The sequence below is a fragment of the Mycobacterium sp. PS03-16 genome (assembly GCF_004570325.1).
Lineage (GTDB): Bacteria > Actinomycetota > Actinomycetes > Mycobacteriales > Mycobacteriaceae > Mycobacterium.
In genome coordinates this window covers 20608-44403 of record NZ_SPQO01000026.1, presented here as the reverse complement: position 1 = coordinate 44403, position 23796 = coordinate 20608, and the positions used below count along the sequence as shown (strand labels likewise).

Annotated in this window: 29 protein-coding genes and 1 pseudogene; 10 read left to right on the top strand and 20 right to left on the bottom strand. The window is 70.4% G+C overall.

What is annotated here, in order from left to right; all coding sequences use genetic code 11:
• Nucleotides 1-264, top strand: coding sequence for a hypothetical protein (locus tag E4P42_RS19810; RefSeq protein ID WP_135127781.1), 264 nt, complete (start codon nucleotides 1-3; stop codon nucleotides 262-264).
• A 13-nt stretch (nucleotides 265-277) separates the two neighbouring features.
• Here E4P42_RS19810 and E4P42_RS19805 read toward each other — a convergent pair whose 3' ends face one another.
• The 5 genes from E4P42_RS19805 to E4P42_RS19785 form a co-directional block, all read right to left on the bottom strand.
• A complete protein-coding gene (locus tag E4P42_RS19805) occupies nucleotides 278-625 on the bottom strand; it encodes a winged helix-turn-helix domain-containing protein (protein ID WP_135127780.1) in 348 nt (115 codons plus the stop codon).
• A gap of 44 nt (nucleotides 626-669) precedes the next feature.
• Nucleotides 670-1650 carry a TerC family protein gene (locus E4P42_RS19800; protein WP_135127779.1) on the bottom strand — a complete coding sequence of 327 codons (981 nt, stop codon included), beginning with the start codon at nucleotides 1648-1650 and terminating at the stop codon, nucleotides 670-672.
• An 88-nt stretch (nucleotides 1651-1738) separates the two neighbouring features.
• Complete coding sequence (locus tag E4P42_RS19795; protein WP_135127778.1) at nucleotides 1739-2653, bottom strand: polysaccharide pyruvyl transferase family protein; 915 nt, start codon at nucleotides 2651-2653, stop codon at nucleotides 1739-1741.
• Nucleotides 2650-3222, bottom strand: a complete 573-nt coding sequence (locus E4P42_RS19790) for an HPP family protein (protein ID WP_135127777.1) — start codon at nucleotides 3220-3222, stop codon at nucleotides 2650-2652. Before E4P42_RS19790 ends, E4P42_RS19795 begins: the two co-directional genes overlap by 4 nt.
• Nucleotides 3223-3321: 99 nt before the next feature.
• Nucleotides 3322-3993: a class I SAM-dependent methyltransferase gene (locus E4P42_RS19785; RefSeq protein ID WP_135127776.1), complete on the bottom strand. Its 672-nt coding sequence runs from the start codon at nucleotides 3991-3993 to the stop codon at nucleotides 3322-3324.
• A 54-nt stretch (nucleotides 3994-4047) separates the two neighbouring features.
• Here E4P42_RS19785 and E4P42_RS19780 point away from each other — a divergent pair, with 54 nt between their 5' ends.
• Nucleotides 4048-4617, top strand: coding sequence for a TetR/AcrR family transcriptional regulator (locus E4P42_RS19780; RefSeq protein ID WP_135127775.1), 570 nt, complete (start codon nucleotides 4048-4050; stop codon nucleotides 4615-4617).
• Here the strand turns inward: E4P42_RS19780 and E4P42_RS19775 are convergent.
• A complete protein-coding gene (locus tag E4P42_RS19775; RefSeq protein ID WP_135127774.1) occupies nucleotides 4603-5208 on the bottom strand; it encodes a TetR/AcrR family transcriptional regulator in 606 nt (201 codons plus the stop codon). The two genes, E4P42_RS19780 and E4P42_RS19775, sit on opposite strands and share 15 nt — an antisense overlap.
• Before the next feature lie 93 nt (nucleotides 5209-5301).
• On the opposite strand from E4P42_RS19775, the gene E4P42_RS19770 reads away from it, so the two are divergent.
• Nucleotides 5302-6654 (top strand): cytochrome P450, encoded by a 1353-nt coding sequence (locus E4P42_RS19770; RefSeq protein WP_135127773.1) that lies wholly within the window; start codon nucleotides 5302-5304, stop codon nucleotides 6652-6654.
• Nucleotides 6655-6657: 3 nt separating this feature from the next.
• Here the strand turns inward: E4P42_RS19770 and E4P42_RS19765 are convergent.
• The 3 genes and pseudogenes from E4P42_RS19765 to msrB all read right to left on the bottom strand — a co-directional run bounded on the left by E4P42_RS19765 (nucleotide 6658) and on the right by msrB (nucleotide 8435).
• A pseudogene (locus tag E4P42_RS19765) lies at nucleotides 6658-7386 on the bottom strand (L-lactate dehydrogenase).
• Nucleotides 7387-7467: 81 nt separating this feature from the next.
• The gene (gene msrA, locus E4P42_RS19760) at nucleotides 7468-7977 is read right to left on the bottom strand and encodes a peptide-methionine (S)-S-oxide reductase MsrA (protein ID WP_135127772.1); all 510 of its coding nucleotides are present in this window, start codon (nucleotides 7975-7977) and stop codon (nucleotides 7468-7470) included.
• Nucleotides 7974-8435 (bottom strand): peptide-methionine (R)-S-oxide reductase MsrB, encoded by a 462-nt coding sequence (msrB, locus tag E4P42_RS19755; RefSeq protein ID WP_135127771.1) that lies wholly within the window; start codon nucleotides 8433-8435, stop codon nucleotides 7974-7976. Before msrB ends, msrA begins: the two co-directional genes overlap by 4 nt.
• A 110-nt stretch (nucleotides 8436-8545) precedes the next feature.
• Here msrB and E4P42_RS19750 point away from each other — a divergent pair, with 110 nt between their 5' ends.
• The 4 genes from E4P42_RS19750 (at nucleotide 8546) to E4P42_RS19735 (ending at nucleotide 11350) form a co-directional block, all read left to right on the top strand.
• Nucleotides 8546-9058 (top strand): nuclear transport factor 2 family protein, encoded by a 513-nt coding sequence (locus tag E4P42_RS19750; RefSeq protein WP_135127770.1) that lies wholly within the window; start codon nucleotides 8546-8548, stop codon nucleotides 9056-9058.
• A complete protein-coding gene (locus E4P42_RS19745) occupies nucleotides 9055-10071 on the top strand; it encodes an NAD-dependent epimerase/dehydratase family protein (protein WP_135127769.1) in 1017 nt (338 codons plus the stop codon). The genes E4P42_RS19750 and E4P42_RS19745 overlap by 4 nt, the downstream gene beginning before the upstream one ends.
• Nucleotides 10072-10074: 3 nt before the next feature.
• Nucleotides 10075-10893 carry a class I SAM-dependent methyltransferase gene (locus E4P42_RS19740; RefSeq protein ID WP_135127768.1) on the top strand — a complete coding sequence of 273 codons (819 nt, stop codon included), beginning with the start codon at nucleotides 10075-10077 and terminating at the stop codon, nucleotides 10891-10893.
• Between the two features lie 208 nt (nucleotides 10894-11101).
• A complete protein-coding gene (locus E4P42_RS19735; RefSeq protein ID WP_135127767.1) occupies nucleotides 11102-11350 on the top strand; it encodes a hypothetical protein in 249 nt (82 codons plus the stop codon).
• Nucleotides 11351-11451: 101 nt separating this feature from the next.
• Here E4P42_RS19735 and E4P42_RS19730 read toward each other — a convergent pair whose 3' ends face one another.
• Complete coding sequence (locus E4P42_RS19730) at nucleotides 11452-11931, bottom strand: DUF4262 domain-containing protein (RefSeq protein ID WP_209305823.1); 480 nt, start codon at nucleotides 11929-11931, stop codon at nucleotides 11452-11454.
• A gap of 193 nt (nucleotides 11932-12124) precedes the next feature.
• Here E4P42_RS19730 and E4P42_RS19725 point away from each other — a divergent pair, with 193 nt between their 5' ends.
• Nucleotides 12125-12496, top strand: a complete 372-nt coding sequence (locus E4P42_RS19725) for a DUF427 domain-containing protein (protein WP_135127765.1) — start codon at nucleotides 12125-12127, stop codon at nucleotides 12494-12496.
• On the opposite strand, the gene E4P42_RS19720 is transcribed toward E4P42_RS19725, so the two are convergent.
• From E4P42_RS19720 to E4P42_RS19685, 8 genes are read right to left on the bottom strand one after another with little or no spacing between them, the layout of a single operon-like run.
• Nucleotides 12493-13497 (bottom strand): DUF5914 domain-containing protein, encoded by a 1005-nt coding sequence (locus E4P42_RS19720; RefSeq protein ID WP_135127764.1) that lies wholly within the window; start codon nucleotides 13495-13497, stop codon nucleotides 12493-12495. The genes E4P42_RS19725 and E4P42_RS19720 overlap by 4 nt on opposite strands.
• Nucleotides 13494-15014: an FAD-dependent oxidoreductase gene (locus E4P42_RS19715; RefSeq protein WP_135127763.1), complete on the bottom strand. Its 1521-nt coding sequence runs from the start codon at nucleotides 15012-15014 to the stop codon at nucleotides 13494-13496. Before E4P42_RS19715 ends, E4P42_RS19720 begins: the two co-directional genes overlap by 4 nt.
• Nucleotides 15011-15730, bottom strand: a complete 720-nt coding sequence (locus E4P42_RS19710) for a class I SAM-dependent methyltransferase (protein WP_135127762.1) — start codon at nucleotides 15728-15730, stop codon at nucleotides 15011-15013. The genes E4P42_RS19715 and E4P42_RS19710 overlap by 4 nt, the downstream gene beginning before the upstream one ends.
• Nucleotides 15723-16049 carry a lycopene cyclase domain-containing protein gene (locus E4P42_RS19705; protein WP_135127761.1) on the bottom strand — a complete coding sequence of 109 codons (327 nt, stop codon included), beginning with the start codon at nucleotides 16047-16049 and terminating at the stop codon, nucleotides 15723-15725. The genes E4P42_RS19710 and E4P42_RS19705 overlap by 8 nt, the downstream gene beginning before the upstream one ends.
• Nucleotides 16046-16387, bottom strand: a complete 342-nt coding sequence (locus E4P42_RS19700) for a lycopene cyclase domain-containing protein (protein ID WP_135127760.1) — start codon at nucleotides 16385-16387, stop codon at nucleotides 16046-16048. Before E4P42_RS19700 ends, E4P42_RS19705 begins: the two co-directional genes overlap by 4 nt.
• A gap of 19 nt (nucleotides 16388-16406) precedes the next feature.
• Nucleotides 16407-17357, bottom strand: coding sequence for a phytoene/squalene synthase family protein (locus tag E4P42_RS19695; protein WP_135127759.1), 951 nt, complete (start codon nucleotides 17355-17357; stop codon nucleotides 16407-16409).
• On the bottom strand, nucleotides 17354-18871 hold the full coding sequence (gene crtI, locus E4P42_RS19690; protein WP_135127758.1) for a phytoene desaturase family protein: 1518 nt from the start codon (nucleotides 18869-18871) through the stop codon (nucleotides 17354-17356). Before crtI ends, E4P42_RS19695 begins: the two co-directional genes overlap by 4 nt.
• Before the next feature lie 44 nt (nucleotides 18872-18915).
• The gene (locus tag E4P42_RS19685) at nucleotides 18916-20046 is read right to left on the bottom strand and encodes a polyprenyl synthetase family protein (RefSeq protein ID WP_135127757.1); all 1131 of its coding nucleotides are present in this window, start codon (nucleotides 20044-20046) and stop codon (nucleotides 18916-18918) included.
• A 139-nt stretch (nucleotides 20047-20185) separates the two neighbouring features.
• On the opposite strand from E4P42_RS19685, the gene E4P42_RS19680 reads away from it, so the two are divergent.
• Together E4P42_RS19680 and dps are read left to right on the top strand one after the other, a co-directional pair.
• Nucleotides 20186-21109, top strand: coding sequence for a DNA-3-methyladenine glycosylase (locus tag E4P42_RS19680; RefSeq protein ID WP_135127756.1), 924 nt, complete (start codon nucleotides 20186-20188; stop codon nucleotides 21107-21109).
• Between the two features lie 85 nt (nucleotides 21110-21194).
• Entirely contained in the window at nucleotides 21195-21749 is a 555-nt protein-coding gene (dps, locus tag E4P42_RS19675) for a DNA starvation/stationary phase protection protein Dps (RefSeq protein WP_135127755.1), read from the top strand.
• Nucleotides 21750-21762: 13 nt separating this feature from the next.
• Here dps and aqpZ read toward each other — a convergent pair whose 3' ends face one another.
• Entirely contained in the window at nucleotides 21763-22560 is a 798-nt protein-coding gene (gene aqpZ / locus E4P42_RS19670; protein ID WP_135127754.1) for an aquaporin Z, read from the bottom strand.
• Between the two features lie 117 nt (nucleotides 22561-22677).
• Nucleotides 22678-23463 (bottom strand): PaaI family thioesterase, encoded by a 786-nt coding sequence (locus E4P42_RS19665; RefSeq protein ID WP_135127753.1) that lies wholly within the window; start codon nucleotides 23461-23463, stop codon nucleotides 22678-22680.
• Nucleotides 23464-23796 lie beyond the last annotated feature (333 nt).

Genomic DNA, 23796 nt, shown 5'->3' with positions numbered 1-23796 from the left:
ATGACGGATCTGACACGCAAGCACTCGTCACTGCGGACGGCAGCCGTCGTCGCGGTAGCCGGGCTGACGTCAGTGATCGCGTTGAACGTCACCGCGGTTGCCGCGCTGTTGCATCCACTGCTCGGCGTGGTGGCGCTGCTGATCATGGGGGCGGCGGCGTTGAGCGTGACGCACGCCGTGTGCGAGCGGCTCGAGCCCGGCCTGCTGCACGCCTTCCGAACGACCAGCAGATCGATCGTGCGCTATCTGCACGACGCGCGCTGAGCGCTTCCTCACGCTAGGTCAGTGCGTCGATCAGTTCGCCGACCGTGTGCGCTGACTCGAGCGGATGCCGAAGCCGGCCCTTGGGATTGACGGTGTAGCTGTTGCGCCGGCCGACCTTCGACTTGGTCAGGTAGCCGTCGGCGATCAGGTCGGCGAGGATGGCCTGCACCGCACGCTCGGTGATCCCGACCCGCAGGCTCAGTTCGCGCGCGGTCAGGGAATCTCCCTGCGCCAGGCACAGCAGGACATGCGCGTGGTTGGTCAGGAACGTCCAGCCGCGGGCGCCGCTGCCGGTTGCCGCGGCGGCGGCACTGCCCTGGCGCGTACGGCGCTCCGTCGGAGTCTTCTTCGCGGCGACCATCGGTGGATCATCATACTGCCCGATTCACGTATTCGTCTTCGCTCTTACTCCCGCGGCGACCCGGACTGCGCGGCGTCGTCCTGTCGGCGCGTGACCGCCAGGCTCCAGACGATCGATACCGTCAGCGTCAGCACGATGACCGACAGGGTCAACGGGATGGGCAGTTTGCCGACCGGCGTTTCGGACAGGATCAACTTGACCCCCGCGAACGCCAACAGCACCGCCAGTCCGTAATGCAGATGGGTGAACCGTCGGAGCAGACCGGCCAGGCAGAAGTACAGGCTGCGCAGGCCGAGGACGGCGAAGGCGTTCGCCGTCCAGACGATGAACGTGCTCGTGGTGATGGCCAGGACGGCGGCCACGGAGTCGATGGCGAAGATCAGGTCGGTGGCCTCGATGGCGATCAGCACCACGAACAACAGTGTGGCGACGCGCTTTCCGTTTACCCGGGTGAACAGCCGATCACCGTGGTAGCGCGGATCGATCGGCACCAGCCGCCGCACCAGCCGGACCAGGAGATTGTGCTCGGGCTGCAGATCCTGGTCGTGCTGAAAGGCCATCTTGTAGGCGGTGTAGATCAGGAACGCCCCGAACAGATAGGCGGTCCAGTAGAACGCCGAGAGCAGCTCGGCGCCGACGAAGATGAACACCAGGCGGAACAGCAGGGCCCCGACGACGCCGAGGAACAGCACCCGGTGCTGGTAACGCTCGGGAACGGCGAAGTAGGTGAAGATCAACGCGAACACGAAGACGTTGTCGACGGACAGCGCCTTCTCGATGAGGTAGCCCGCGTAGTAGGTTCCGGCGACCTCGCCGCCGTAGGACCACCACAGGATGGCGCCGAAGCCGAGACCGGCGGCGATCCAGACGGTGGACCAGGCCGCGGCCTCGCGGAAGCCGATCACGTGGTTGTCGCGGTGCAGGAACAGGTCCACCGCGAGCATCGCGGCGATGGCCACCATCAGGACGGCCCAGCCCCAGAGCGGCACGACCACCGCGTCGTCGGTCACCGGTGCCCTCTGCATCGTGGGTTGTTCGGTATCGCCATATCACGAATGATAAGACACGAAATCAACTTCGTCTATCGGGACCGCGTCGGCGTATGCAGGAGCCTCACCCCGCTCCGAGGTCCGCCTCCTCCACGCCCAGCTGGGCCAGGAACTCCGCGCGGACGTCGTCGAGGGCCTTGCGGCCCCTGTCGGCACAGAGCCGCGCGGTGTCGGCGGCCTCGGGGCTGAGCGCCCACGCCAGCTGTTGGGCAATCCATTCCGGTGTCAGACGGTCGACGGTCTGGACGGCCGGCCACCCCAGCACCGCCGCCTGACGGCTGACCTTCGCGCCGCCGGGCACCGGGTCGACGGCCACGGCGGGGACTCCGTGCCGCAGCGCGAGGACCAGCCCGTGCATGCGAGTGGTGACCACCGCGTTGACGCCGGCGAGTACCGCCTCGACGTCGACGGCGCGCCGGCCGACGAGATTGCGCGGATCCACGCGGGTGTCGTGTTCGGTGACCGCGACGTGCAAATCCCACAGCGCCTGGTCGATCAGTGCATGCGCGTGGTCGTGCCGGCCGTCGGGATACTCGTTCTGCCGGTGCGCCCGCACCACTGCCACCCGCGGCGGCAGGGCGGGCGGGTCGGCGGCCAGTGAGAGATCCGGTCGGTCACCCGTGGGCCCGTCCCGGGTGAGCAGGACATCGAAGCCGGGCGGGGTGGAGGCGACGGCCGATACGCCCACCGCAATCTTCGTGCAGTGCGCGAAGCGCGCGAGCAGGTCTTCGACCTGCCAACCGGCCGCCGGGCCGCAGACGAACAGCAGATGGCTGTAGCGTGACGGATCGATGTCGTCCAACGCCGGCCCGCCGAGCACCGGTGACATCGCGGTGTCGTGCGGTATCTCCGCTTCGCTCAACCACTTTCGGATGGTGTCGCCGGACAGGAGGTCGCCCGCGGTCGCCTCACCGTGGAAGAAACTGAACCAGCCCGTCACCAGCGCCCGCGACGGCCGGTCGGGCGACTTTGCGATCACGCGCGCGGAACCGGTGCGGCGCCGATACGCACGGCTCGGGCGCCGGGCACCATCCGCGCCAGTGCCGTGGCCATGTGGCGCTCTTCGTCGTCATCGAAGAAGCCGGCCACGGTGACGTCACCGTCGCGGACCGCGGCGATCCACCGGCGGCTTCCGGTGTAGCCGTCCAACGCCTTCTGCACACCCGCCGCCACGACGTAGTCACTGCTTTCGTTGAGCCGCAGCAGATCTCCGCGGCTGAGCACACCGCTCACGCGGCCGTCGTCGTCGACCACCGGCACGCTGCGCACGCCCCGGCGGATCAGCAACCGGCTGACCGCCTCGAGGTCCGAGGACACCTCGGCGGCCACCGCGGGAGCCGTCATCACCGCGCCCGCGGTGTGGTCGCGGGTGCGATCGGCGCGCAGGATGTCGCCGGACGTCACGAAGCCGACCAGCACCCCCTCACCGTCGACCACCGGAAGCCCGGCGTAGCCGTAGTCGGCGAGCAGTGCGCCCACCTCGTGCAGTGGTGTCGAGGGTCGGACCGTCACCACGGGACGGGTCATCACGTCCCCGGCGTGCAGCATGGAGATCCTTTCGGACGGCGTCTGCCCGCGATGGTAACCGAGGACGGCGTGGTATGACGGCCTCGCGCAGTGCGCGGGTGAATTCCCTTGCGCCCCTGATTAACCCAGCTGGCCGACCGTCCCCGCGATCCGCTCGAGCACGCGCATGGAGCCGGTCACACCGACCTCGCGGAAGTCGCCGCAGTCCAGCGCCCGCCGGTAGATGTGGAACGGCGCCTGGCCGCCGTCTGCGGGGTCGGGGAAGACGTCGTGGATGACCAGCGCACCGCCGAGGTCCACCCACTTCGCCCAGCCGTCGAAGTCGCGCTGGGCGGCCTCCTCGGTGTGGCCGCCGTCGATGAACAGCAGTGTCAGCGGTGTCCGCCAGCCGCGCGCCACCACCGGCGAGCGGCCGACGATCGCGACCACGTGGTCCTCGAGGTCGGCGCCATCAAGGGTGTGCCGCATGGTGGGCAGCGTGTCGAACCGGCCGGTGACGGGGTCCACCATGGTGGTGTCGTGGTACTCCCAGCCGGGCTGGTGCTCCTCGGAGCCGTGGTGGTGGTCGACGGTGTACACCAGCCCGCCCGTCTGGTGGGCGGCGGCGCCCAGCAGTAGCGTGGATTTGCCGCAATACGTACCGATCTCGACGCCCACCCCCTCACCGAGGTAGCGCACCGCGACGTCGTAGAGGGCGCGGCCCTCGTCGGCCGGCATGAAGCCGGTGGCCTGCTCGGCGAGGGCGAACAGCTGCGCCGCGCGGGGTGGGAGGTCGGTCTCGGTCGGGCTCATGTTCCCCAACCTAACCGTTGCTGGCCCTGCGGCGTTGTAGTAGCGTCCAGACATGTGTCCGATCCGAGTCTGGAGTCGACTCGGCGCCGTCTGACCGCCAAACAGGCCGACACCGTCGACCGGCTGGGACGTGCCGCGGTCGACATCCTCGGACGTGAGGGTTTCGCCGGGCTGACCGTGCGGCGGGTGGCCGCCGAGGCCGGGGTGGGCGCGGCGACCGCGTACACCTACTTCTCCTCCAAAGAGCATCTCGTCGCCGAGGTGTTCTGGCGGCGGCTGGCCGCCGCACCGCCGGCCACCCACGATTCCGACGACCCGGCGACCCGGGTGATCGAGGTGCTCCGGCACATCGCGAAGTTGGTGGCCGACGAGCCGGATTTCGCCGGCGCGGTGACCAATGCGCTGCTGGGCAAGGATCCCGATGTCGAGGTGCTGCGGCAACGCATCGGCCGCGACGTGCGGGACCGGCTGGTGGCCGCGCTGGGTGCCCCGGTCGACTTCGACGTCATCGAATCGCTGGAGCTGCTGTACGTGGGCGCGCTGGTGTGGGCCGGGATGGGCTACTCGTCCTATGACGACATGACCCAGCGGCTGGAGCGGTCGGCCCGGCTACTGCTGAGCTGACGCGCCGAGCAACGCCGCGGACGCCGCCACGGCCGGTTCGAAGATCCCGCGCAGATCACGGCCGTCCTCGACGAACAGCGCGGTGAGTTCGCGCAGACCGCCGACCAGCACGACGGCCAGCGAGCGGTCGACCTGGCCCGACCCGGCGGCGCGGAACCCCGGGTTCGCAGTGAGCTCGACCAGCAGGTCGGACAGCCGCCCCATCGCCCAGCGATGCAGCGGGGCGCCCTCGGCGCCCAGCCCCGGCAGTTCGCGGATCCAGCTCAACGTGACACCCGGCCGGGCCACGATGTGGTCGACGTAGGCGCCGACGGCCTGCCGGATCTGCTGCTGCGGCGCGGCGTGCGGGTCGACCGCGGTGCGGATGCGGTCGAGCAGTGTGTCGTTGTTGACCCGCAGCAGCTCGACGAGACAGTCCTCCTTGGTGGGGAAGTGCCCGTAGAACGTGCGCTTGGAGGTGCGGGCGTGGCGCACCACGTCGGCGACCGTGGTCTCGCGGTAGCCACGCTCGGCGATCGAGGCCGCGAGCCCGTCGAGCAGGCGGGCGCGGAACGGATCCGGCGCCGTACCGGCTGCCTCGGTTGCCGTCATCGATTCTCCGTCCACCCTTGCGCCATCGTGGTACTGCGCGGTACCGTACCGGAAGGCCCTGGTACACCGCTGTACCAACGATCTGGGAGTGTCATGAGCGAGACGACCGTCGCCGAAGTTCCGACCGCCACCCCGCGTGAAGTACACCTGCCGCCCGCCCTCAGGCTGCCCATGCCGGTGCAGGGCGTGGCCTATGCGCTCGCGCGGCGCCAGCTCGTCGCCTGGCTGGCCCGCCGCTACGGAGGAGCGTTCCAGCTCAACATCCCGATGTTCGGCCGGACCGTCATGATCGCCGATCCACAGCTGGCCAAGCAGTTGTTCCTGGCGCCCACCGACGAGGTGGGCAACATCCAGCCCAATCTGAGCCGCGTGCTGGGGCCGGGGTCGGTGTTCGCGCTCGACGGCACCGAGCACCGCAGGCGGCGCCGGCTGCTGACCCCGCCCTTTCACGGCAAGAGCGTGAAGAACTACGAGAAGGTGTTCGAGGAGGAGACGCTCCGCGAATCCGCCGACTGGCCCCAGGGGCAGTTGTTCGAAACGCTCGAACCGATGATGCGAATCACGCTCAACGCGATCCTGCGGGCGGTGTTCGGGGCAGAGGGCGAGAAGCTCGACGAACTGCGGCGGATCATTCCACCGTGGGTCACGCTGGGGTCGCGGCTCGCCGTGATCCCCTCTCCTTCCAGGAATTTCGGCCGGTGGACGCCGTGGGGCCGGCTCGCCGACTACCGCGCGCAGTACGACGCGGTGATCGACCGGCTCATCGACGAGGTGAAGGCCGACCCCCGCTTCGACGAACGCGACGACGTCCTGGCCCTGCTGCTGCGCAGCACCTACGAGGACGGCACCGAGATGACCCGTCAGGAGATCGGCGACGAGCTGCTCACGCTGCTGGCCGCCGGCCACGAGACGACGGCGTCCACGCTGGCGTGGGCATTCGAGCGGATCAGCAGACACGCCGACGTCCTGGACCGGCTCGTCGCCGAGGCCGCGACCGATGACAACAGCTACCGACAGGCGACGATCCTCGAGGTGCAGCGCAACCGCACCGTGATCGACTTCGCCGGTCGTCACGTCTATGCGCCCACGTTCCAGCTCGGCGAATGGGTGATCCCGCGCGGCTACTCGATCGTCGTGGGGCTGGCCGAAATCCACGAGCACGCCGAGGATTACGCCGATCCCGAACGGTTCTCCCCGGAGCGGTTCGTCGGGTCGCGGCCGTCGCCCACCGCGCACGTCCCCTTCGGCGGCGGCACCCGGCGCTGCGTCGGCGCGGTGTTCGCGAACGTGGAGATGGACATCGTGCTGCGGACGGTGCTGCGGCACTTCGAGATCGAGACGACGACGGCGCCGGGCGAGAAGGTGCACTCCCGGGGCGTCGCCTACACGCCGAAGGACGGCGGCCGGGTGGTCCTGCGCCGACGGGCTCAGCCCCTCACCCCCTGACTGCTACCCGGCGAACGACTCCTGCACCTGCCGTAGTCGGTCCGCCGACGCCTGCAGCCCCGCGAGTTCGGCCGGCGCGAGCGGTATCTCGAGTACCTGTCCCGCGCCACCTGCCGCCACCACGGTCGGCAGCGAAAGACACACGTCGCTGATGCCGTGCGCGCCGCGCTGCAGCGTCGACACCGGCAGCACGCGGTGCTGATCGCCGGTCGGCGGGCATCCCGCCGATCGTGACGCTCGACCACACCGGCAGTTCCGAGTCGCCGTGTTCGCCGATGATGACGCCGTGGACGTTGCCGACGTCGACGCCGGCGCGCTGGGCGACCAGGAAGCGGAAGCGACTGGAGTCCAACACCGTTCCGGACCCGAACACCCGGCCGGGCGGGGCGTCGAGCACGGTGGCGGCGGCGTGGGTGACGACGTCGACCGGATTGGTCACGAACACGATCACGGCGTCCGGCGACTGCTCGTCGAGCTGTTGGGGTCAGCGTGCGCGCCATCGCGACGTTGGCGGCGGCCAGTTCCAGCCGGCTCTGGCCCGACACGGCGGCACGAACTGGCTGCGTGGGCCAGGTCGAGCACCTCGGCGCGGACCTTCGCGGTGTTGGTGTCGTGGAGCGCCAGCGACCCGGCCGAGCCGCGGATCAGGCAGGCGTACGCGATCGCGGCCCCGACACTGCCCACCCCGACGATGGAGACCTTGCCGGACTCGGTGTCAGTCATGCCCTTCATCCTCGGGGATGACGGGGCACGGCGCGCCTCCGAACGCGCGAGCAGGCCCCCGGTGCGGGAGCCTGCTCGGCGGTGATCAGATCAGACCTGGGCCCGCTTGGGCAGCTTCCAGTCCGGCCGCGGGAAGTGGCAGGTGTAGCCCCACGGCATCCGCTCCAGGTAGTCCTGGTGCTCCGGCTCGGCCTCCCAGAAGTCGCTGGCCGGGGTCACCTCGGTGACCACCTTGCCCGGCCACAGGCCGGAAGCGTCCACGTCGGCGATGGTGTCGAGCGCGATGCGCTTCTGCTCCTCGTCGAGGTAGAAGATCGCCGAGCGGTAACTGGTCCCGACGTCGTTGCCCTGACGGTTCTTCGTCGTCGGATCATGGATCTGGAAGAAGAACTCGAGCAGCGCCCGGTAGTCGGTCTGCGCCGGGTCGTAGGTGATCTCGATCGCCTCGGCGTGGCCGGGATGGTTGCGGTAGGTGGCGTTGGCGTTCTGGCCGCCGGTGTAGCCGACCCGGGTGGACACCACTCCTGGCTGCTTGCGGATCAGATCCTGCATGCCCCAGAAGCAGCCGCCCGCCAGGATCGCCTTCTGCGTGTTGGTCACGCGTCCTCCTTGCTGGTCTCGAACAACGTCGTGTACTGCCCATATCCTTGCGCCTCGAGATCGTCGAGATGGACGAACCGCAGCGCCGCCGAGTTGATGCAGTACCGCAGCCCGCCCTCGGCCCGGGGGCCGTCGGTGAAGACGTGGCCCAGGTGGCTGTCACCGTGGGCGGAGCGGACCTCGGTGCGCAACATCAGGTGGCTGAAGTCGCGCTTCTCCCTGACGTGCCCCGGCTCCAGCGGCCGGGTGAAACTCGGCCACCCGCTGCCGCTTTCGAACTTGTGCACCGACGCGAACAGCGGTTCGCCGGACACCACGTCCACGTAGATACCCGGTTCGTGGTTGTCCCAGTACTCACCGGTGAACGGCCGCTCGGTGCCGTCCTGCTGCGTGACGTGGTACTGCTCGGGCGAGAGCGCCTCGATCGCGGCGGGGTTCCTGTTGTACTCCTGTGCCACATGACCTCCTCGTGTGCACCACCTACAACGGTAGGCCCGCCTCCGATCATCCCTGTTCGGCGCCCGTGCGCCCTCGACAAAGGCGGGTAGAACGTGTTCTAGTTCTACAGGTGACGAGCACCACATCGCGCTTCACCCGCGCGGAGCTCGCGGCGGCGTTCGAGACCTTCGAGGCCACCGTCGACCGCGCCGCCCAGACCCGGGACTGGGACACCTGGGTCGAGCACTACACAGACGACGTCGTCTACGTCGAGCACGTGGCGGGCACCATGCGTGGCCGCGACGAGGTGCGAGCGTGGATCCGCAAGACGATGGGCAGCTTCCCCGGCAGCTACATGACCTCGTTCCCGTCGTTGTGGACGGTGATCGACGAGCCGACCGGCCGGGTGATCTGCGAACTCGACAACCCGATGCGCGACCCCGGCGACGGCACCGTCATCAGCGCCACCAACCTCTCGATCGTCACTTACGCCGGCGACGGGCTGTGGTGCCGGCAAGAGGACGTCTACAACCCGCTGCGGTTCGTGTCGGCCGCGGTGAAGTGGTGCCGCAAGGCCCGAGAGCTCGGCACCCTCACCGACGAGGCCGAGGCGTGGTGGCGGCAGTACGGAGGCGGGAGATGAGCGCGGCGCCGAAACTCGTCATCGGCGCCAACGGGTTCCTCGGCTCGCACGTCACCCGCCAGCTCGCCGCCGCCGGACACGACGTCCGGGTGATGGTCCGGCCGACCGCCAAGACCGTCGGTATCGACGATCTGTCCGTGCACCGGTTCACCGGCGACATCTGGGACACCGACACGCTGCGCGAGGCGATGGCCGGGTGCGACGACGTGTACTACTGCGTGGTCGACGCCCGCGGCTGGCTGCGCGACCCCGCACCGCTGTTCCGGACCAACGTCGACGGCACCCGCAACGTGCTCGACGTGGCAGTGGACGCCGACCTGCACCGGTTCGTGTTCACCAGCAGTTACGTCACGGTCGGCCGGCGCCGCGGCCGCCGCGCCACCGAGGACGACGCCGTCGACGTCCGACGCGTCACCCCCTACGTCCGGTCCCGGGTGGAGGGTGAGCAGCTGGTGCTGCGCTACGCCCGCGAACGCGGCCTGCCCGCCGTGGCGATGTGCGTGTCCACCACATACGGCAGCGGCGACTGGGGCCGCACGCCACACGGCGCGATCATCGCCGGAGCCGCGTTCGGCAAGCTGCCGTTCGTGATGAGCGGGATCGAGCTGGAGGCGGTCGGCGTCGACGATGCCGCCAGGGCGATGGTGCTGGCCGCCGAGCACGGCCGCATCGGTGAGCGGTACCTGATCTCGGAGAAGATGATCAGCAATGCCGAGGTGGCCCGCATCGCCGCCGAGGCCGCCGGGGTCGCGCCGCCGGCCAGGTCGCTGCCGCTGCCGGTGTCCTACGCGCTGGCCGCCATGGGCAGCGCCAAGGCGAGGCTGCGCGGCACCGACGAACGGCTGTCGCTGGAATCGCTGCGGTTGATGCGCGCCGAAGCCGAACTCGACCACGGCAAGGCGGTGCGCGAACTGGGCTGGCAACCGCGACCGGTCGAGGAGTCGATCCGCGAGGCCGCGCAGTTCTGGGTATCGTTGCGAAATGCCAAGCGAGCGAGTAAGTCTCAGGCGTAGCCCATGACCGGCCGGACCCGCGTGGACCTGCGCGGGGCGCCCGCGACGATGCTGGCGACCCTGTACGCGCATGCCCTCGATGCGGACGCGGTCGACTCGGTGCTGCACGACCACTGGGCGCGCCGCATCGTCGCCGGCATCGACCACGACTGGGCGGCGACCACGATCACCGCGCGCAATGCCCCGTCGGTGACGCTGCGCGCCGCGCATTTCGACCGGTGGACGCGGCAGTTCCTCGCCGTGCACCCCGAGGCGGTGGTGGTGCACCTGGGCTGCGGACTGGACAGCCGCTACTTCCGGGTGACACCGGGACCGGGCGTGCAGTGGTTCGACGTCGACTATCCCGAGGTGGTGGCGTTGCGGTCACGGTTCTATCCGGCGCGTCCGCAGCTGCACACCGTCGGCGCGTCGGTCACCGAGCCCGGCTGGCTGTCCGAGGTGCCGGCCGACCGGCCGACGCTGGTGCTCGGTGAGGGGCTGACGATGTACCTCACCGAGGCCGACGGCCTGGCGTTGCTGCGCCGCCTGGTGACCCGATTCTCCAGCGGGGAACTGCAATTCGACGCGTTCAACCGGCTCGGCATCCGAACCCAGTGGACCAACACCGTGGTGCGGCGGGCCGGGGCGACGCTGCACTGGGGCATCGACGGGCCGGCCGACATCCTCCACGCGGTGCCGGGCACGCGGCTGCTGGCGTGGGTGCCGGTCTTCGACTCCGACTCCTTCCGGGTCCTGCCCGCCGGCTACCGGATGATGGCCGCGGCGATGAACCGGCTGCCCGGGCTGCGCACGATGGCGCAGTTCCACCGCTACGCGTTCTGACAGCTGCGCCCTCGACACCCCTCACCGAGACTGCGGTGAGATCACGAAAACGGCGGAAACTGCGATCTGTGAGCAGTCTCGGCGTGCAGTTCCTGCCACGCGTCGGTCAATCACTGCCAGCGGGATGAATGCCGCTGACCTGCCGGTTGTGCAGATCAGACCGGCCAGGAACACCTCCCGACCGAGAGACGCAGAAGAGGTAAGGGACATGACCAAGTTCGGAATCGCCACCCTGTTCGCCGGCGCCACCACCGCCGCCTTCCTGGGCCTGGCCGCCCCGGCCGCCGCCGCCCCCGCCGGCCCGGGCAACGCCGCCGACACCATCAGCTCGCTCGACGATCGTGGCTACGAGGTGCGGGTCACCCAGCAGGGCATGACCAAGTCGCTGGATGACTCCAGCATCGTGTCGGTGCGCTATGACAATGACGACCGCGTCGTCCACGTCACCACCCGCTGACACCACCCACATACCAAGGGCGCCCCGCACGCGGGGCGCCCTTTTGGTTCACTTTGCGTCCAGATCGCGAGAACGCCCGAATCCGCGCTCTGAGTACATACTCAACGACGGCGCTTGCTCGTGATGGCGCGCATGCCGAGAACCGGCTGGCGGTCACCGCCGGGATTGAACAGCGGGGACCATGGCCACCGGCCGTTCGCGTCGGCCCACACCACCTGCAGCGCCCGCACCTCGCGGCCGAACATGTTGACGGCCGTGCCAAGGTGCGCGTCGGGCTGACTCACCTCGACGAACTCGACCAGCTGCCCGTCCGGCAACGTCATGCGGCGGCCCGCCGGCGGCGCGTCCTCCCGGATGAGGACCGACGCCACGTGGTTCAGCATGCGCGTGGCGCAGTGCGGACACACCGCGGTGACGAGGAGCTCGGGCAGTCCGCATTCGTGAAGGCCCAGCGTGTACGCGAACGGCGTCGGCGTGGCTTCGATGTACAGCATCGTCCAGCCGTTCTCGAGGATCTGCTCGTAGAGCAGGTCGAGGTACTCCTCGAGCGTGGCCTCCGGGTGATCGCATCGCCAGCACATGGGCCCTCCTGTCGTCGCCGTTGCGACGAGCATGCGCCCAGGGTCCGACACGTCCCGGCGGCGACGTCGACGGCGGCCTGCGCGGAAGCGTCATCCCGGGGTGTCGTGGCGGTCGATGCTAGTGCGAAACGGAAGAAAGGCGGGGCGGATTGTGTTGGGCTGGTGGAAGAGCGTCAACGTCAGGAGGTCCGTGATGACCGGTCGCCCCGTGCTCGAACCGTCGGCAGCCCACCCGATCACCGTCACCCCGACGGGCCGGCACGTCACCGTGCGCGTCCACGGCGTGGTCGTCGCCGAGACCGACGACGCGCTGACGCTGCAGGAAGCGAAGTACCCCGCCGTGCAGTACATCCCGCTGCGCGACGTCGCCGAAAAGGTGTTGCGGCCCAGTGACACCGCGACGTACTGCCCGTTCAAGGGCGATGCCGGCTACTACCACGTCACCGCGGACGGGCAGACGGTCGAGGACGCGGTGTGGACGTACCGCGAGCCCTATCCCGCGGTCGCGGCGATTGCCGGCCACGTCGCGTTCTACCCCGACAAGGCCGACATCACCGTCGTCTAGCGGGTGCGCACGGCGTAGCGGCGCTCGGCGTACTCCAGGTCGTCGCGCCACAGCCGGGTGGCGGCGTGGCGCATCAACGGCGTGATGAGCGGCGCCACCTTGCGGCTGTAGCCGAAGTTCGGCCGGTCCGAATGCGCCACCACGGCCTCGATCACCGCGGTGCGGGGTCGTCCGTCCACGCCGGGCCGGACCGGGGTCGCGTGGGTCTCGACCACGCTGCCCGTGCCCTCGCCGTCGACGATCCGCATCACGATCGTGCGCGGTTCCGGTGCGGTGAACTCCGCGATCACCGGCACGCCGAAGCGGCCGATGTGGAACGTCACCGCCACCAGGAAGCGGTCGTCGGCCTCGGCGATCTCCCCGGACGGCGGTGCGCTGAGCACCTCGAGTCGGGCGAACGAGTACGGGTGGAACCACGCGCCGTGCCACGGATCGAGCCGGTTGGCGATGACGTCCGCCGGTTCGCACACCCCGACCAGCCGGGTGACCGCCGAGAGCACGGGCCCCTCCGGGCGCGGCGGGATGATCGGCGCCGCGGTCGGTTCCTCACCGCCGACGCGGTCCAGCCGCACCCAGGCGAGCACCCCGTCGTCATGCGACGGGTAGGGCTTCCAGCCGAACTCGCGGCGGTCCCCGGAGAGCTTGAGCCCGTGCCACGGGCAGATCAGCGCCCCGCAGTCCACGGTGCCGGTGGACAGGTCGGCGCCCAGGTGCGGACAGCTCGCGGGCCCGACGTGCAGCTCACCGGCGGTGCCGCGCCAGGCGACGAGCTCCACCCCGCCCACCGAGGTCCCGACGGGCTTGCCGCGGATGGTGTCGCTGGCGGCGAACGGGTACCAGTTGCCGCTGGGGCGGGCCTGCGACCGGGCCAGCGCATCGTTGATCAGGGCCGGTTTGGCATCGGCGTAGGTGGGCCGCTGATCGGCCCAGTCGATGTGCGGAAGCAGCTGGAAAGGGGACGTTTTCGCCCACTTGGCCTTGATGTCGGCGAGCACGCTCATGGGGTGAGTTGCCTTCCTCGCTGGGCCAGTCGCCGCAGCGTTGCGGAACGGCCGGTGGTCGGCACCGTGGTCAGCGTGTGTCCCGCGATGCCGAAGTGGCCGAGTAGCCGGTTGGCTGCCGCCCACCCGGTCGTCGCGGCGCGTTCCATCAGCGCCACCGGCAGGTCGATGCGGATGCCGTCCCCGGCCAGTGCGAGCCCGTCGACGGGGGTGTCCACGGTGGGACGGCGGGTGAAGTCGCCCGGCGCGAAGCGCGGGCAGTCCTGCCGCAACAGCAGACGTTCGGCGACGACCGTCGCGTCCGCGGTCTCGGGGAAGATCTCGTGCAGCCGGGCCAGCAGCCGCTCCGGCAGATCCTCGCCGGTTCCGGTGACCGCGTACGAGTGCAGTTCGACAACCGATCCGCCGGTGCGCCGCGCCCACTCGGCGGCCTGGCGTTCGTAGCGTTCCAGCACGCTGACGTTGTCCAGCGGCGGCAAGCCGCCGGTGCCGAGGAACGCCGGCCGGTCGGCGGCCACCGGACGGTCCAGCCACAGCCGCTGCACCAGGAACGGCGGCGCGATGCCCAGTCCGTCGATCACCGCCCGCCACTGCTCGTCGCCCAGACGCGTTGAGCGCGACAGGATCTCACGCAGACCCGCGACGTCGGCCGCCAGCACCACCCCGTCGGCGGGCAACGCCGTCCCGGAGGCACAGTGCACGGTGAAGCCTGGCTCGAGGGCGGTGACCGATTCGCCGGTGTGGAACCGGACACCCTGGGCCTGCAGGTGAGTGCGCAGCGGATTCCACAGCGCCGCATCGAAGTTGTCGTTCGCGACGTCGAACACCAGGCCCTCGCTGGAGCCGAGGAAGTAGATGTGGAACATCGTGGCCAGTTCGGCGGCCGACAGCTCCGGCGGCAGGGCGAAGAAGCTGCGGGAGAACACCTCGAACGCCAGGTGCCGGGCGGCTTCGGGGAAGTTGATGTCGCGCAGGAACGCCTCGGCGTCCACGTGGTCGAGTCGGTCGTAGATGTCGGGCACCGACACCGTGGCCAGCGGGGCGGCGGCGCGGGCGTTGATCCGCGCCAGGTCGCGCAGCCGGAAGGTGGGGCTGCGCAGCGCGAACGCGACCGCGTTGAACGGCGGCGTCTGCGGCAGTCCGCGGAACGTGTCGCGCCGGCCCTGCCCGTCGATCAGCGGGTAATCCTCGACCGGGGTGAGCATCGACAGATCGGCGTCGATGCGGCGCAACAGCTTCCGCAGGTTGTAGTACTGGCGGAAGAACGCGTGGAAGCCGCGGTTCATCGCCGCCGGGGTGCCGTCGTCGAGGTGCTCGGCCCAGCCGCCGACCCGCCCACCAAGGTACGGCTCGCGTTCGACGACGTCGACCTCGACGCCGCGTTCAACCAGGCCCGTGGCGGCGGTCAGCCCGGCGATGCCCGCGCCGACCACCACCGCGCGCGGGCGCCTCGGCAGCCGCGCGGCGTCCGGCAGCCCGGTCGGTGCCGGGTGCACGACGCGGCGGGGGTCTCTCATCGTGCCGGCGCCGTGGCGGTGAACGTGTGCACGATGTCGCGCTGCCACCCCGGCACCGTGGCGCTGCCGACGTCGGTGAAGCCGTGGCGCCCCAACCGCTCCCGGAACGCCGCCGCACCGTCGAAGTCCAGCACGCTGCGGCGCAGATAGGTGTAGAGCGAGGCGTCACCGGTGCGCAGCCGGCCGGCCGGGATGATGATCGACCAGCACACCGCGTTCCAGGTCACCCTGGCGCGCACCGAATCCCGCACCGAGTACTCGTGCACCGTCAAAGGCGCGCCCGGTCGCAACAGCGCGCGGAACTCCCGCAGCTGGGCGTCGGGATCGTCGAGATTGCGCAGCAGGTACGCGGCGAAGATGCCGTCGAACGGTCCGGTCACCCCGGCCGCCGCGATGTCCTCGATCTTGCTGTGGACGAACCGCACCGACCCCGGCCAAGGTTTGGCTTCGGCCTCGGCCAGCATGCCCGCCGATGCGTCGACCGCCACGATCTCCGCGTGGGGGGCGACTTCCAGCAGCGCCGCGGTCGACAACCCGGTCCCGCAGCCCGCGTCGAGCAGGCGCAGACCGCGGCCGCCGCCGGGCAGGTTCATCCGCTGCGCGCTGAGCCGGAGATGGTCGTGGTACCCGGGATTGGCGCCGACGAGCTTGTCGTAGGCGGCCGCCCCGACGTCGAAGGCGGCGGGCACGCGCGCGCGGGAGAGCCGGTCAGACATCGGTGGCCTCCGTCCGGGGGCGCTGCCGTTCCCACAGCAGCAGCACCCCCGTCACGAGCGCGAATCCGAACACGAAGTCCTCGACGGGGATGTCCCACGGGAAACGGATACCACTGGTGTGCTCCTCGTTGTAGATGACGATCGGTGCGCTGAGTTTGGTCAGCCAGCCGTCCACCGGAATCTGGAACCCGAGCACGATCACCATCGAGATCCAGTAGGCCGGCCGCCGGAACAGGCCGGTGCGCAGCATGGTCAGCTCCCACACCACCACCGCGATCACCGCGACGATCGCCGGCAGCGTGTACCCGAGGCCGATCATGTCGCCTGCTCCGCGCGGGTGCGCTGCCGCCGGGCGAACCGCAGCAGCGTGTCGACGGCGTTGTAGGTGAGCAGACCGCACAGCGGGATGACGATGAAGAACAGCAGTTCCTCGACCGGCACTCCGGGGAAGCCGATGCCGGTGACGAACCGGGGGTGGTAACTCCACACGTCCGCGGCGATCGCGATCAGGTCCCACCCGACGAACACCGCGGCCACCGGGAGCACCGCACCCGCCGTCCGCGACGCCCGCCGGTACACCCCGGCGCCGAACAACTCGAGCGGCGCGGTGATCGCCAGGCATGCGGCCAGCACGATCAGGTACTGGAACTCATCCACGACGACGGGGTTCCTCCGCTCAACCTCGGGTGGGGTGCGCCAGCCGCGCCCGCCAGGCCCGCAGCAGTCCCGCACCGGCCACCTGCAGCCGGCGACCGTTGCCGACCGTGGCGCGCTGGTTGAAGATGTCGAACCCGATGTCCTCGATGCGGTCGAGGATCTCCGAGTAGAGCACCGCCGCCGCCCCGACGCAGGCCCGCGACCGCGGATGCAGCAGATCCACCCCGGGCCGCGCGTAGTCGTAGACCCGCCGGGTGATCGCGTGCTGTTCGGCCAGCGCGGCGCGCACCCGCGGTTCGGTGCGCTTGTTCGTGTGGCACCACGTCAGCAGCTCGCGGTCCACGCCGTGGGCGGCCAGCTCGTCGGCGGGCAGATAGACCCGGCCGCGGTCGAGGTCCTCGTCGACGTCGCGCAGGAAGTTGGTCAGCTGGAACGCCTTCCCGAGCGCCGCCGCGTACGGCGCCGCATCCTCGCGCGGGACGACGGTGCCCAGCACCGGCAGCATCTGCAGGCCGATCACCTCGGCCGAGCCGTACATGTAGCGGTCGATGGCGGCGCGGTCCGGATAGTCGGTGACGGTGAGGTCCATCCGCATCGAGGCCAGGAAGTCGTCGAACAGCTCCCATGGGATGCCGTAGCGGCGGGCGGTGTGCACGACGGCGGTCAGCGCCGGATCGTCCCCGCTGGGCACGCCCTGCACCAACCGGTCGAACAGTTGCGTCGCCAGCAGGTGCAACCGGTCGGCCCGCTCGCCGGCGGTCGCCGTCGAGCCGAGGTCGTCGAGGATGTCGTCGGCGCGGCGGGCGAACCCGTACAGCGCGTGCACGGCGGGCCGCTGCTCGGGCGCCAGCAGCCGGGTGGCCAGGAAGAACGTCCGCCCGTGCTGGGCGTTGAGGACCCGGCAGCAGCGGTAGGCGTCGCGCAGCGCCGGGTCGCGTACTCCGGCGGCGTCGAGTTCGGATCCGATCACAACCCACTCCTCGCTCGCGCCGGTCCGGTCGATGCGGTGACCGTCCCGGTGATTCGGTCGGCGGCCAGTCGCCCCGAGAGCAGCGCGGTCGGCACGCCGACGCCGGGCACCGTCGAGGACCCGGCCAGCACCACGTTGTCGACCCCGCGGATCGTGTTGGCCGGGCGGAACGGCCCGGTCTGGGCGAAGGTGTGCGCGAGCGCGAACGGGGTGCCCGCCGCCATGTCCTGACGCGCCCAGTCCTCGGGGGCCACCACGTGCAGCAGCGAGAAATCGCCGCCGAGCCCGGGCATCCGCCGACGCACCGTGGCCAGCATCTGCTCGACGTAGGAGTCCCGCGTCGACGCCCAGTCCACCTGTCCGACAGCCAGATTCGGGGTGGGCGCCAGCACGAAGAGCAGATCGCGGCCGGTGGGGGCGAGCGTCGGGTCACCCGCGGTGGGGCGGGTCACCAGCAGCGACGGATCAGTCATCACGCGACCGTCGTCGATGATGTCGGTGAACGTCTGCTCCCAGGCGCCGCCGAACAGGATCGTGTGGTGGTCCGCCTGCGCCTCACCGGCCGCGCAGCCCACGTGCGCCACCACCGCCGAGGGCGCCGGGCGCAGCCGCAGCAGGCGGCGCGGCGTGCGGCCGAGCAGCCGGTAGGTGGTGGGCAGCTCGGTGGTCAGGACGACGGCGTCGGCGGGCAGCCGTTCGCCGGTGGCGGTGCGCACCGCCGAGACCCGACCGTCCGCGTCCCGTTCCAGCTCTGAAACCGGTGCGCCGTAACGAAATTCGACACCGGCGTCGGCGGCCGCACCGGCCAGCGCGTCGGGCACCGCCCGCATACCGCCGCGCGGGAAGTACACCCCGGCCACGGTGTCCATGTAGGCGATCACCGCGTACGCCGCGAGCGCCTTGTGGGGCGGCACACCGGCATACAGCGCCTGGAAGGTGAAGATGCGGCGCAGCCGTTCGTCGGTGATGAACCGCCGCACCACCTTGTCCCAGCGCCGGAATCCGCCCAGCGCGGCCAGCCTGGCCAGCTGCGGGGTGAGCAGCGACAGCGGGGAGTCGAAGTTGGCATTGATGAACCCGTTGAACTCGGCCTCGTACAGGCGGGTCAGCCAGTCACGCAGCTGCAGGTAGCCGTCCGCGGCCTGCCGGCCCGCGAACGCCTCGATCTCCCCGGCCATCGCGGCGGCGTCGGTGTGCACGTGCAGCCCGGTGCCGTCGGCGAACGACGCCCGGTAGGCCGGATCCACCCGGTGCAGCTCGAGGCGGTCGGCCATCGAGACGCCCACCGCGGCGAACGCTTCTTCGATGATGTCGGGCATGGTGAGCACGGTGGGCCCGGTGTCGAGCCGGTAGCCGTCGATGTCGAGCCGGCCCATACGGCCGCCGGGGAAGGTCTCCCGCTCCACGACCGTGACCGCACGCCCGCGGCCGGCCAGCTGCAGGGCGGCCGACAGGCCGGACAACCCGGCGCCGACGACCACCACCCGGTCTGTTCGCCCCCCGACGGTGCGCATCAGTTCGATTCTCCTGCCTTCGTCGCGTTCATGCAGCCCTCACGTCATGCGGCCCGCTGCGTACACACCGCGGCCATGTTGACCAGCGCCGTGCGGACGGTGTCGTCGAGCTGACCGGTGTGGATGCGCTCGAGCGCGTGCGACAGCCGCCGGTCGATCAGCTGCTCGATCCACTGCACCGCGCCGGTCGCGGCGATCAGGGATCGCCACCGCGCGATGTCGCCGTCCCCGAGGTCGGGCTGGGCCATCAGCTCGGCCAGCTGGCGGCGCACCGTCGGGTCGGCCAGCCGGTGCGCGGCGACGACGACGCTGGTCGCCTTGTGCTCCGACAGGTCACCGCCGGCGGGCTTGCCGGTCACCGCGGGGGCGCCGAAGATCCCGAGCAGGTCGTCGCGCAGCTGGAACGCCTCGCCGACCGCGGCGCCATAGCGGCTCAGCAGGTTCAGCGTCGCCTCGGAGCAGCCGGCCAGCGCGCCGCCGATCTCCAGCGGGCGCCGCACCGTGTAGTTCCCCGACTTGCGCCGGGCCACGTCGAGCACGTCCTCCAGTGTGGGCCGTCCGCCGGCGTCGTTGACCAGATCGGCGAACTGGCCGACCGCCAGCTCGGTGCGCATCGCGTCGTAGCGGGGCCAGGCCCGGTTCAGCGCCGAGGAGGCCAGGCCGCTCTCCCGCAGCATCTGCCCGGCCCACACCAGGCACAGGTCACCGAGCAGGACCGCCGCCGACGCGCCGAATCGTTCGGCGGAACCGCCCAGGCCGTGGTCGCGGTGCCACTGCGCGAAGCGCACGTGGGCGGCGGGCCGGCCGCGGCGCAGCGGCGAATCGTCCATCACGTCGTCCTGAAGCAGCGCGAAGATGTGCAGAAGTTCGAAGCTGGCGGCCGCGCGGACCGCGGCGTCGTCGGGTTCCGCGCCGGTCAGCCAGCCCAGATAGGTGAACGTCGAGCGCAGGCATTTGCCGTCGCTGACGAAGTCGGCCAGCACGTCGGTCGCGACGTCGACGCCGGTCAGTCGCAGGTCGGTGGCACAGCGGTCGGCGACGAAGCCGGCCACCGCGTCGATCGAGGCGCGGCGGACCTCGTCCCGCCAGTCGTCGAAGGGCATGTCCGCGAGGCCGCCGCCCGCGGCAACCGGGCGCACCGCAGCGGCGACCAGCCGATTCTCGACGCCGCTCAACGCCAACCCTTCCGACGGCCAACCCAGTCCGACACCTACAAACTAGGGTTGTTTCTGTCCATACCCCCCGTCCGGAAAACCATTCCCGGCTCTTCGTCATCAACACGTCACCACTTGTCAGGCACGTTCGGAGGCGCCCGTGCGGGCTGATCGGCCACTGCGGCGCAGCGTCGTGTTCGCCGGACCGGCGAGCCCGGCGCTGACCTTGTCGCCGCATCGCCGCGGCTTCGGCGACCCGTGCCTGCACGTCGCCGCCGACGGCGCGATCTGGCGCACCAGCGCCCCGCCCAGCGGGGCCGTCACCGCGCGCATCACCAAGTCGGCGCCCGACGTGGTGGACGTCGACGCGTGGGGGCCCGGCGCGGCGGAGTTCCTCGACGGCGCCGCGGCGCTGCTGGGTGCCGACGACGACCGCACCGGCTTCGACCCGGCCGAACCGACCGTCGCCCGCGCTCACCGGCGCGTGCCGCACCTGCGGCTGGGCCGCACCGGCCGGGTGCTCGAAGCGCTGATCCCCGCGGTGCTCGAACAGCGCGTGCACGGCAAGGACGCGTTCCGTTCCTGGCGGCTGCTGGTCACCAGGTACGGCAGCCCCGCGCCGGGGCCCGGGCCCGCGCACCTGCGCGTCATGCCGCCGGCGCACGTGTGGCGGCGCATCCCGTCGTGGGAGTTCCACCGCGCCAACGTCGATCCCGGGCGGGCCCGCACCGTCGTGCTGTGCGCGCAGCGGGCCGACGCGCTGGAGCGGCTGTCCAACCGGCCGCCCGCCGAGGCGCGCACCGCGATGATGTCGCTGCCCGGGGTGGGGGAGTGGACGGCCGCCGAGACCGCACAGCGGGCGTGGGGCGACGCCGACGCCCTGTCGGTCGGGGATTACCACCTCGCCAAGACCGTCGGCTGGAGCCTGCTCGGCCACCCCATCGACGACCCGGCAATGGTCGAGCTGCTCGAACCGCTGCGCCCCCACCGCTATCGCGCGGTGCGGCTGCTCGAAGTGAGCGGGCTCGCGCACAACCCCCGCTTCGGCGCCCGCCAGGCGATCCCCAACCTGGCGGAATTGTGACGAGGACCTGACCCCTGATTACGCCGTCGGCACGACGGGTAGACCGAGGCCAGGACTTGATCACGCGCGCAAAGGAGCTGTTTTCATGACATACACCGTTCCCGGCATGACGGATCAGCAGGGCGCTCAGGTCGCGGAGCTGCTGCAGAAGCAGCTGAGTCGCTACAACGACCTGCACCTCACGCTCAAGCACATCCACTGGAACGTCGTGGGGCCGAACTTCATCGGCGTGCACGAGATGATCGACCCGCAGGTCGAACTGGTCCGCGGATACGCCGACGAGGTCGCCGAGCGCATCGCCACGCTGGGCGGCTCCCCGAAGGGCACCCCGGGCGCCATCATCTCCGACCGGTCGTGGGACGACTACTCGCTGGAGCGGGACACCGTGCAGGCCCACCTGGCGGCGCTGGACCTCGTCTACGACGGCGTCATCGAGGACACCCGCAAGAACATCGAGGCCACCGAGGAACCCGACCCGGTGACCAACGACATGCTCATCGGCCACGCCGCGGAACTCGAGAAGTTCCAGTGGTTCGTGCGGGCGCACCTGGAGAACTCCGGTGGCGAGCTCAAGCACTCCGGCGAGACGACCGAGAAGGGCGCCGCCAAGAGCGTGCGCAACAACGGCACCGCCGGCTAGCAGGACGCCTCGATCAGGCCCGCGTCTCCCGGCGCGGGCCTGATTCGTCGATGTCGAGGGCATCGTCGCGCACCGGGCGGTCGGCCAACTCCTCGTGGCGGCCGAACAGGTACGGGTAGGCCACGCCCGCAATGGCCGCGCCGACCAGCGGCGCGAGCCAGAACGCCCACAGTTGGGCAGGCGCCTCGTTGCCGTTGAAGAACGCCACACCGGTGGAGCGAGCCGGGTTGACCGAGGTGTTCGAGATGGGGATCGAGATCAGGTGGATCAGCGTCAAGGTCAACCCGATGGACAGTCCGGCGAACCCCTTGGGCGCCCGATCGTCGGTGGACCCGAGGATCACCAGCAGGAAGATGCCGGTGAGGACCACCTCGGCGATGAGCACCGCCCACAACGAGTAGCCGCCGGGCGAGTGGTTCGCGTACCCGTTGGCGGCCATGTTGCCCGTCGCCGACCAGCCCTCCCGTCCCTTGGCCACGAGGTAGATGACGAGCCCGGCCACCAGCGCACCGATCACCTGGGTGACCCAGTACGCCGGCAGCACCCGCCACTCGACCCGGCGGGCCAGCGCTGCGCCCAGCGTGACCGCGGGATTGAAGTGTCCGCCCGAGATCGTGCCGAACGCGTACACGCCGGTGAGCACCGTGAGGCCGAATGCGAGCGAGACCCCGAGGAATCCGATGCCGAATGCGTAGCCGTCGGCGGAAGTGAACTTCGCGGCGAACACCGCGCTGCCGCAGCCCCCGAACACCAACCAGAACGTTCCGATGAACTCGGCTGCCAGCCTGTGCAGCATCGTCGGTTCGCGCATGCCAACCCCTTCCCGTCGCGGACGAACACCCGGGGTCGAGAGTGGCACGGATCACATTCCGGCAGGGCGGGATGGACCGAAAAGTCGGCGGGCGGCGAAGCCGGTGTGCGGCCGGTCCTAGCGGTAGCCGGTGATTCGCGCGGTCAGTGCAATCTGGCCGTCGGCGCCGACGGCCGTCGCCTCGGCCACGCCGGTGTTGCGGCCGACCCGCAATGCCGTTGCGGTGTAGCGACATTCGCCACCCGCGATGAGCTTGCGCAGGAAATTCACCCGCAGCGATCCGGTGCGCAGCGGCGCGTCCGCGCGGCCGGCGTTGAGTGCGGCCGATCCGACGAGTTCCAGGCCGTTGGCCGCCACCCCGCCGTGCACGATGCCCAGCAGGTTGTTCAGTACCGGGTCGGCGTGCTGGCGCAGCGCGGTGGCGCCGTCGGGTTCGACGGCCATCATCGCGGCCAGACCGGTTCTGGCCTCGTGGTGGACGGGGTCGTCGGGATGGTCGGTGAACTCGGCGCCGGTGATGTAGTAGGAGCGCACACTGCCCGTACCGATCACGGTGTCGCGGTGGGTGAACTCGCACAGCGCCAATGCGGTGTGGGCCTTGTCGGCCACCGGCCATGCGCGCGCGGTCACCCCGGCGGTGTCGGCGGTGATGAGGTCAGCGGCTTCTTCGACCACCTCCACCGAGAGCTCCGTCGACAACGTCCACTCGTCGGGGCCGCGGCGCAGATGGTTGACCAGGCCGCCGACGTGGTCGAGCAGCATCGCCAACGGCGCGGTGGTGGACAGCCCGGTCAGCGGATTGACCAGGCCGTGGACGGGCAGCGTGGCGATGGCCGTGTCGCCGGTGCCCTCGCAGGTGGTGATCCCGAACCGGCCGATCGGGGTGTTGAGTGGGTGTGACATCGCCTCATGAGTTTGCCGGTCGGGGGCCACGAATGCCCACTCGGTAAGTGCGCCACTCGACCGGCCCTGTGGCGCAACGGAATTCCGGAGCGGTCGGAGCTGCCGGGCGCGGCGGTTCGCGGATGCGGGTGCCGACGGGGTGGTCGTTCGGCTTCTTAAGAATCTGGCTAGGTTTTGCGCAAACGCCACGACACTCACAAATGCACCAAAACGCCGTCGATATGGACTTCCAGCAAATTTCTCGACCGGCTCAGCAACCGGAGTCCCCGGGCGGGGGTGCCGCCGGGCGACGTGCCTGCGGCACCAAACGGCAAGGGCCGCAGCGCGTTACCC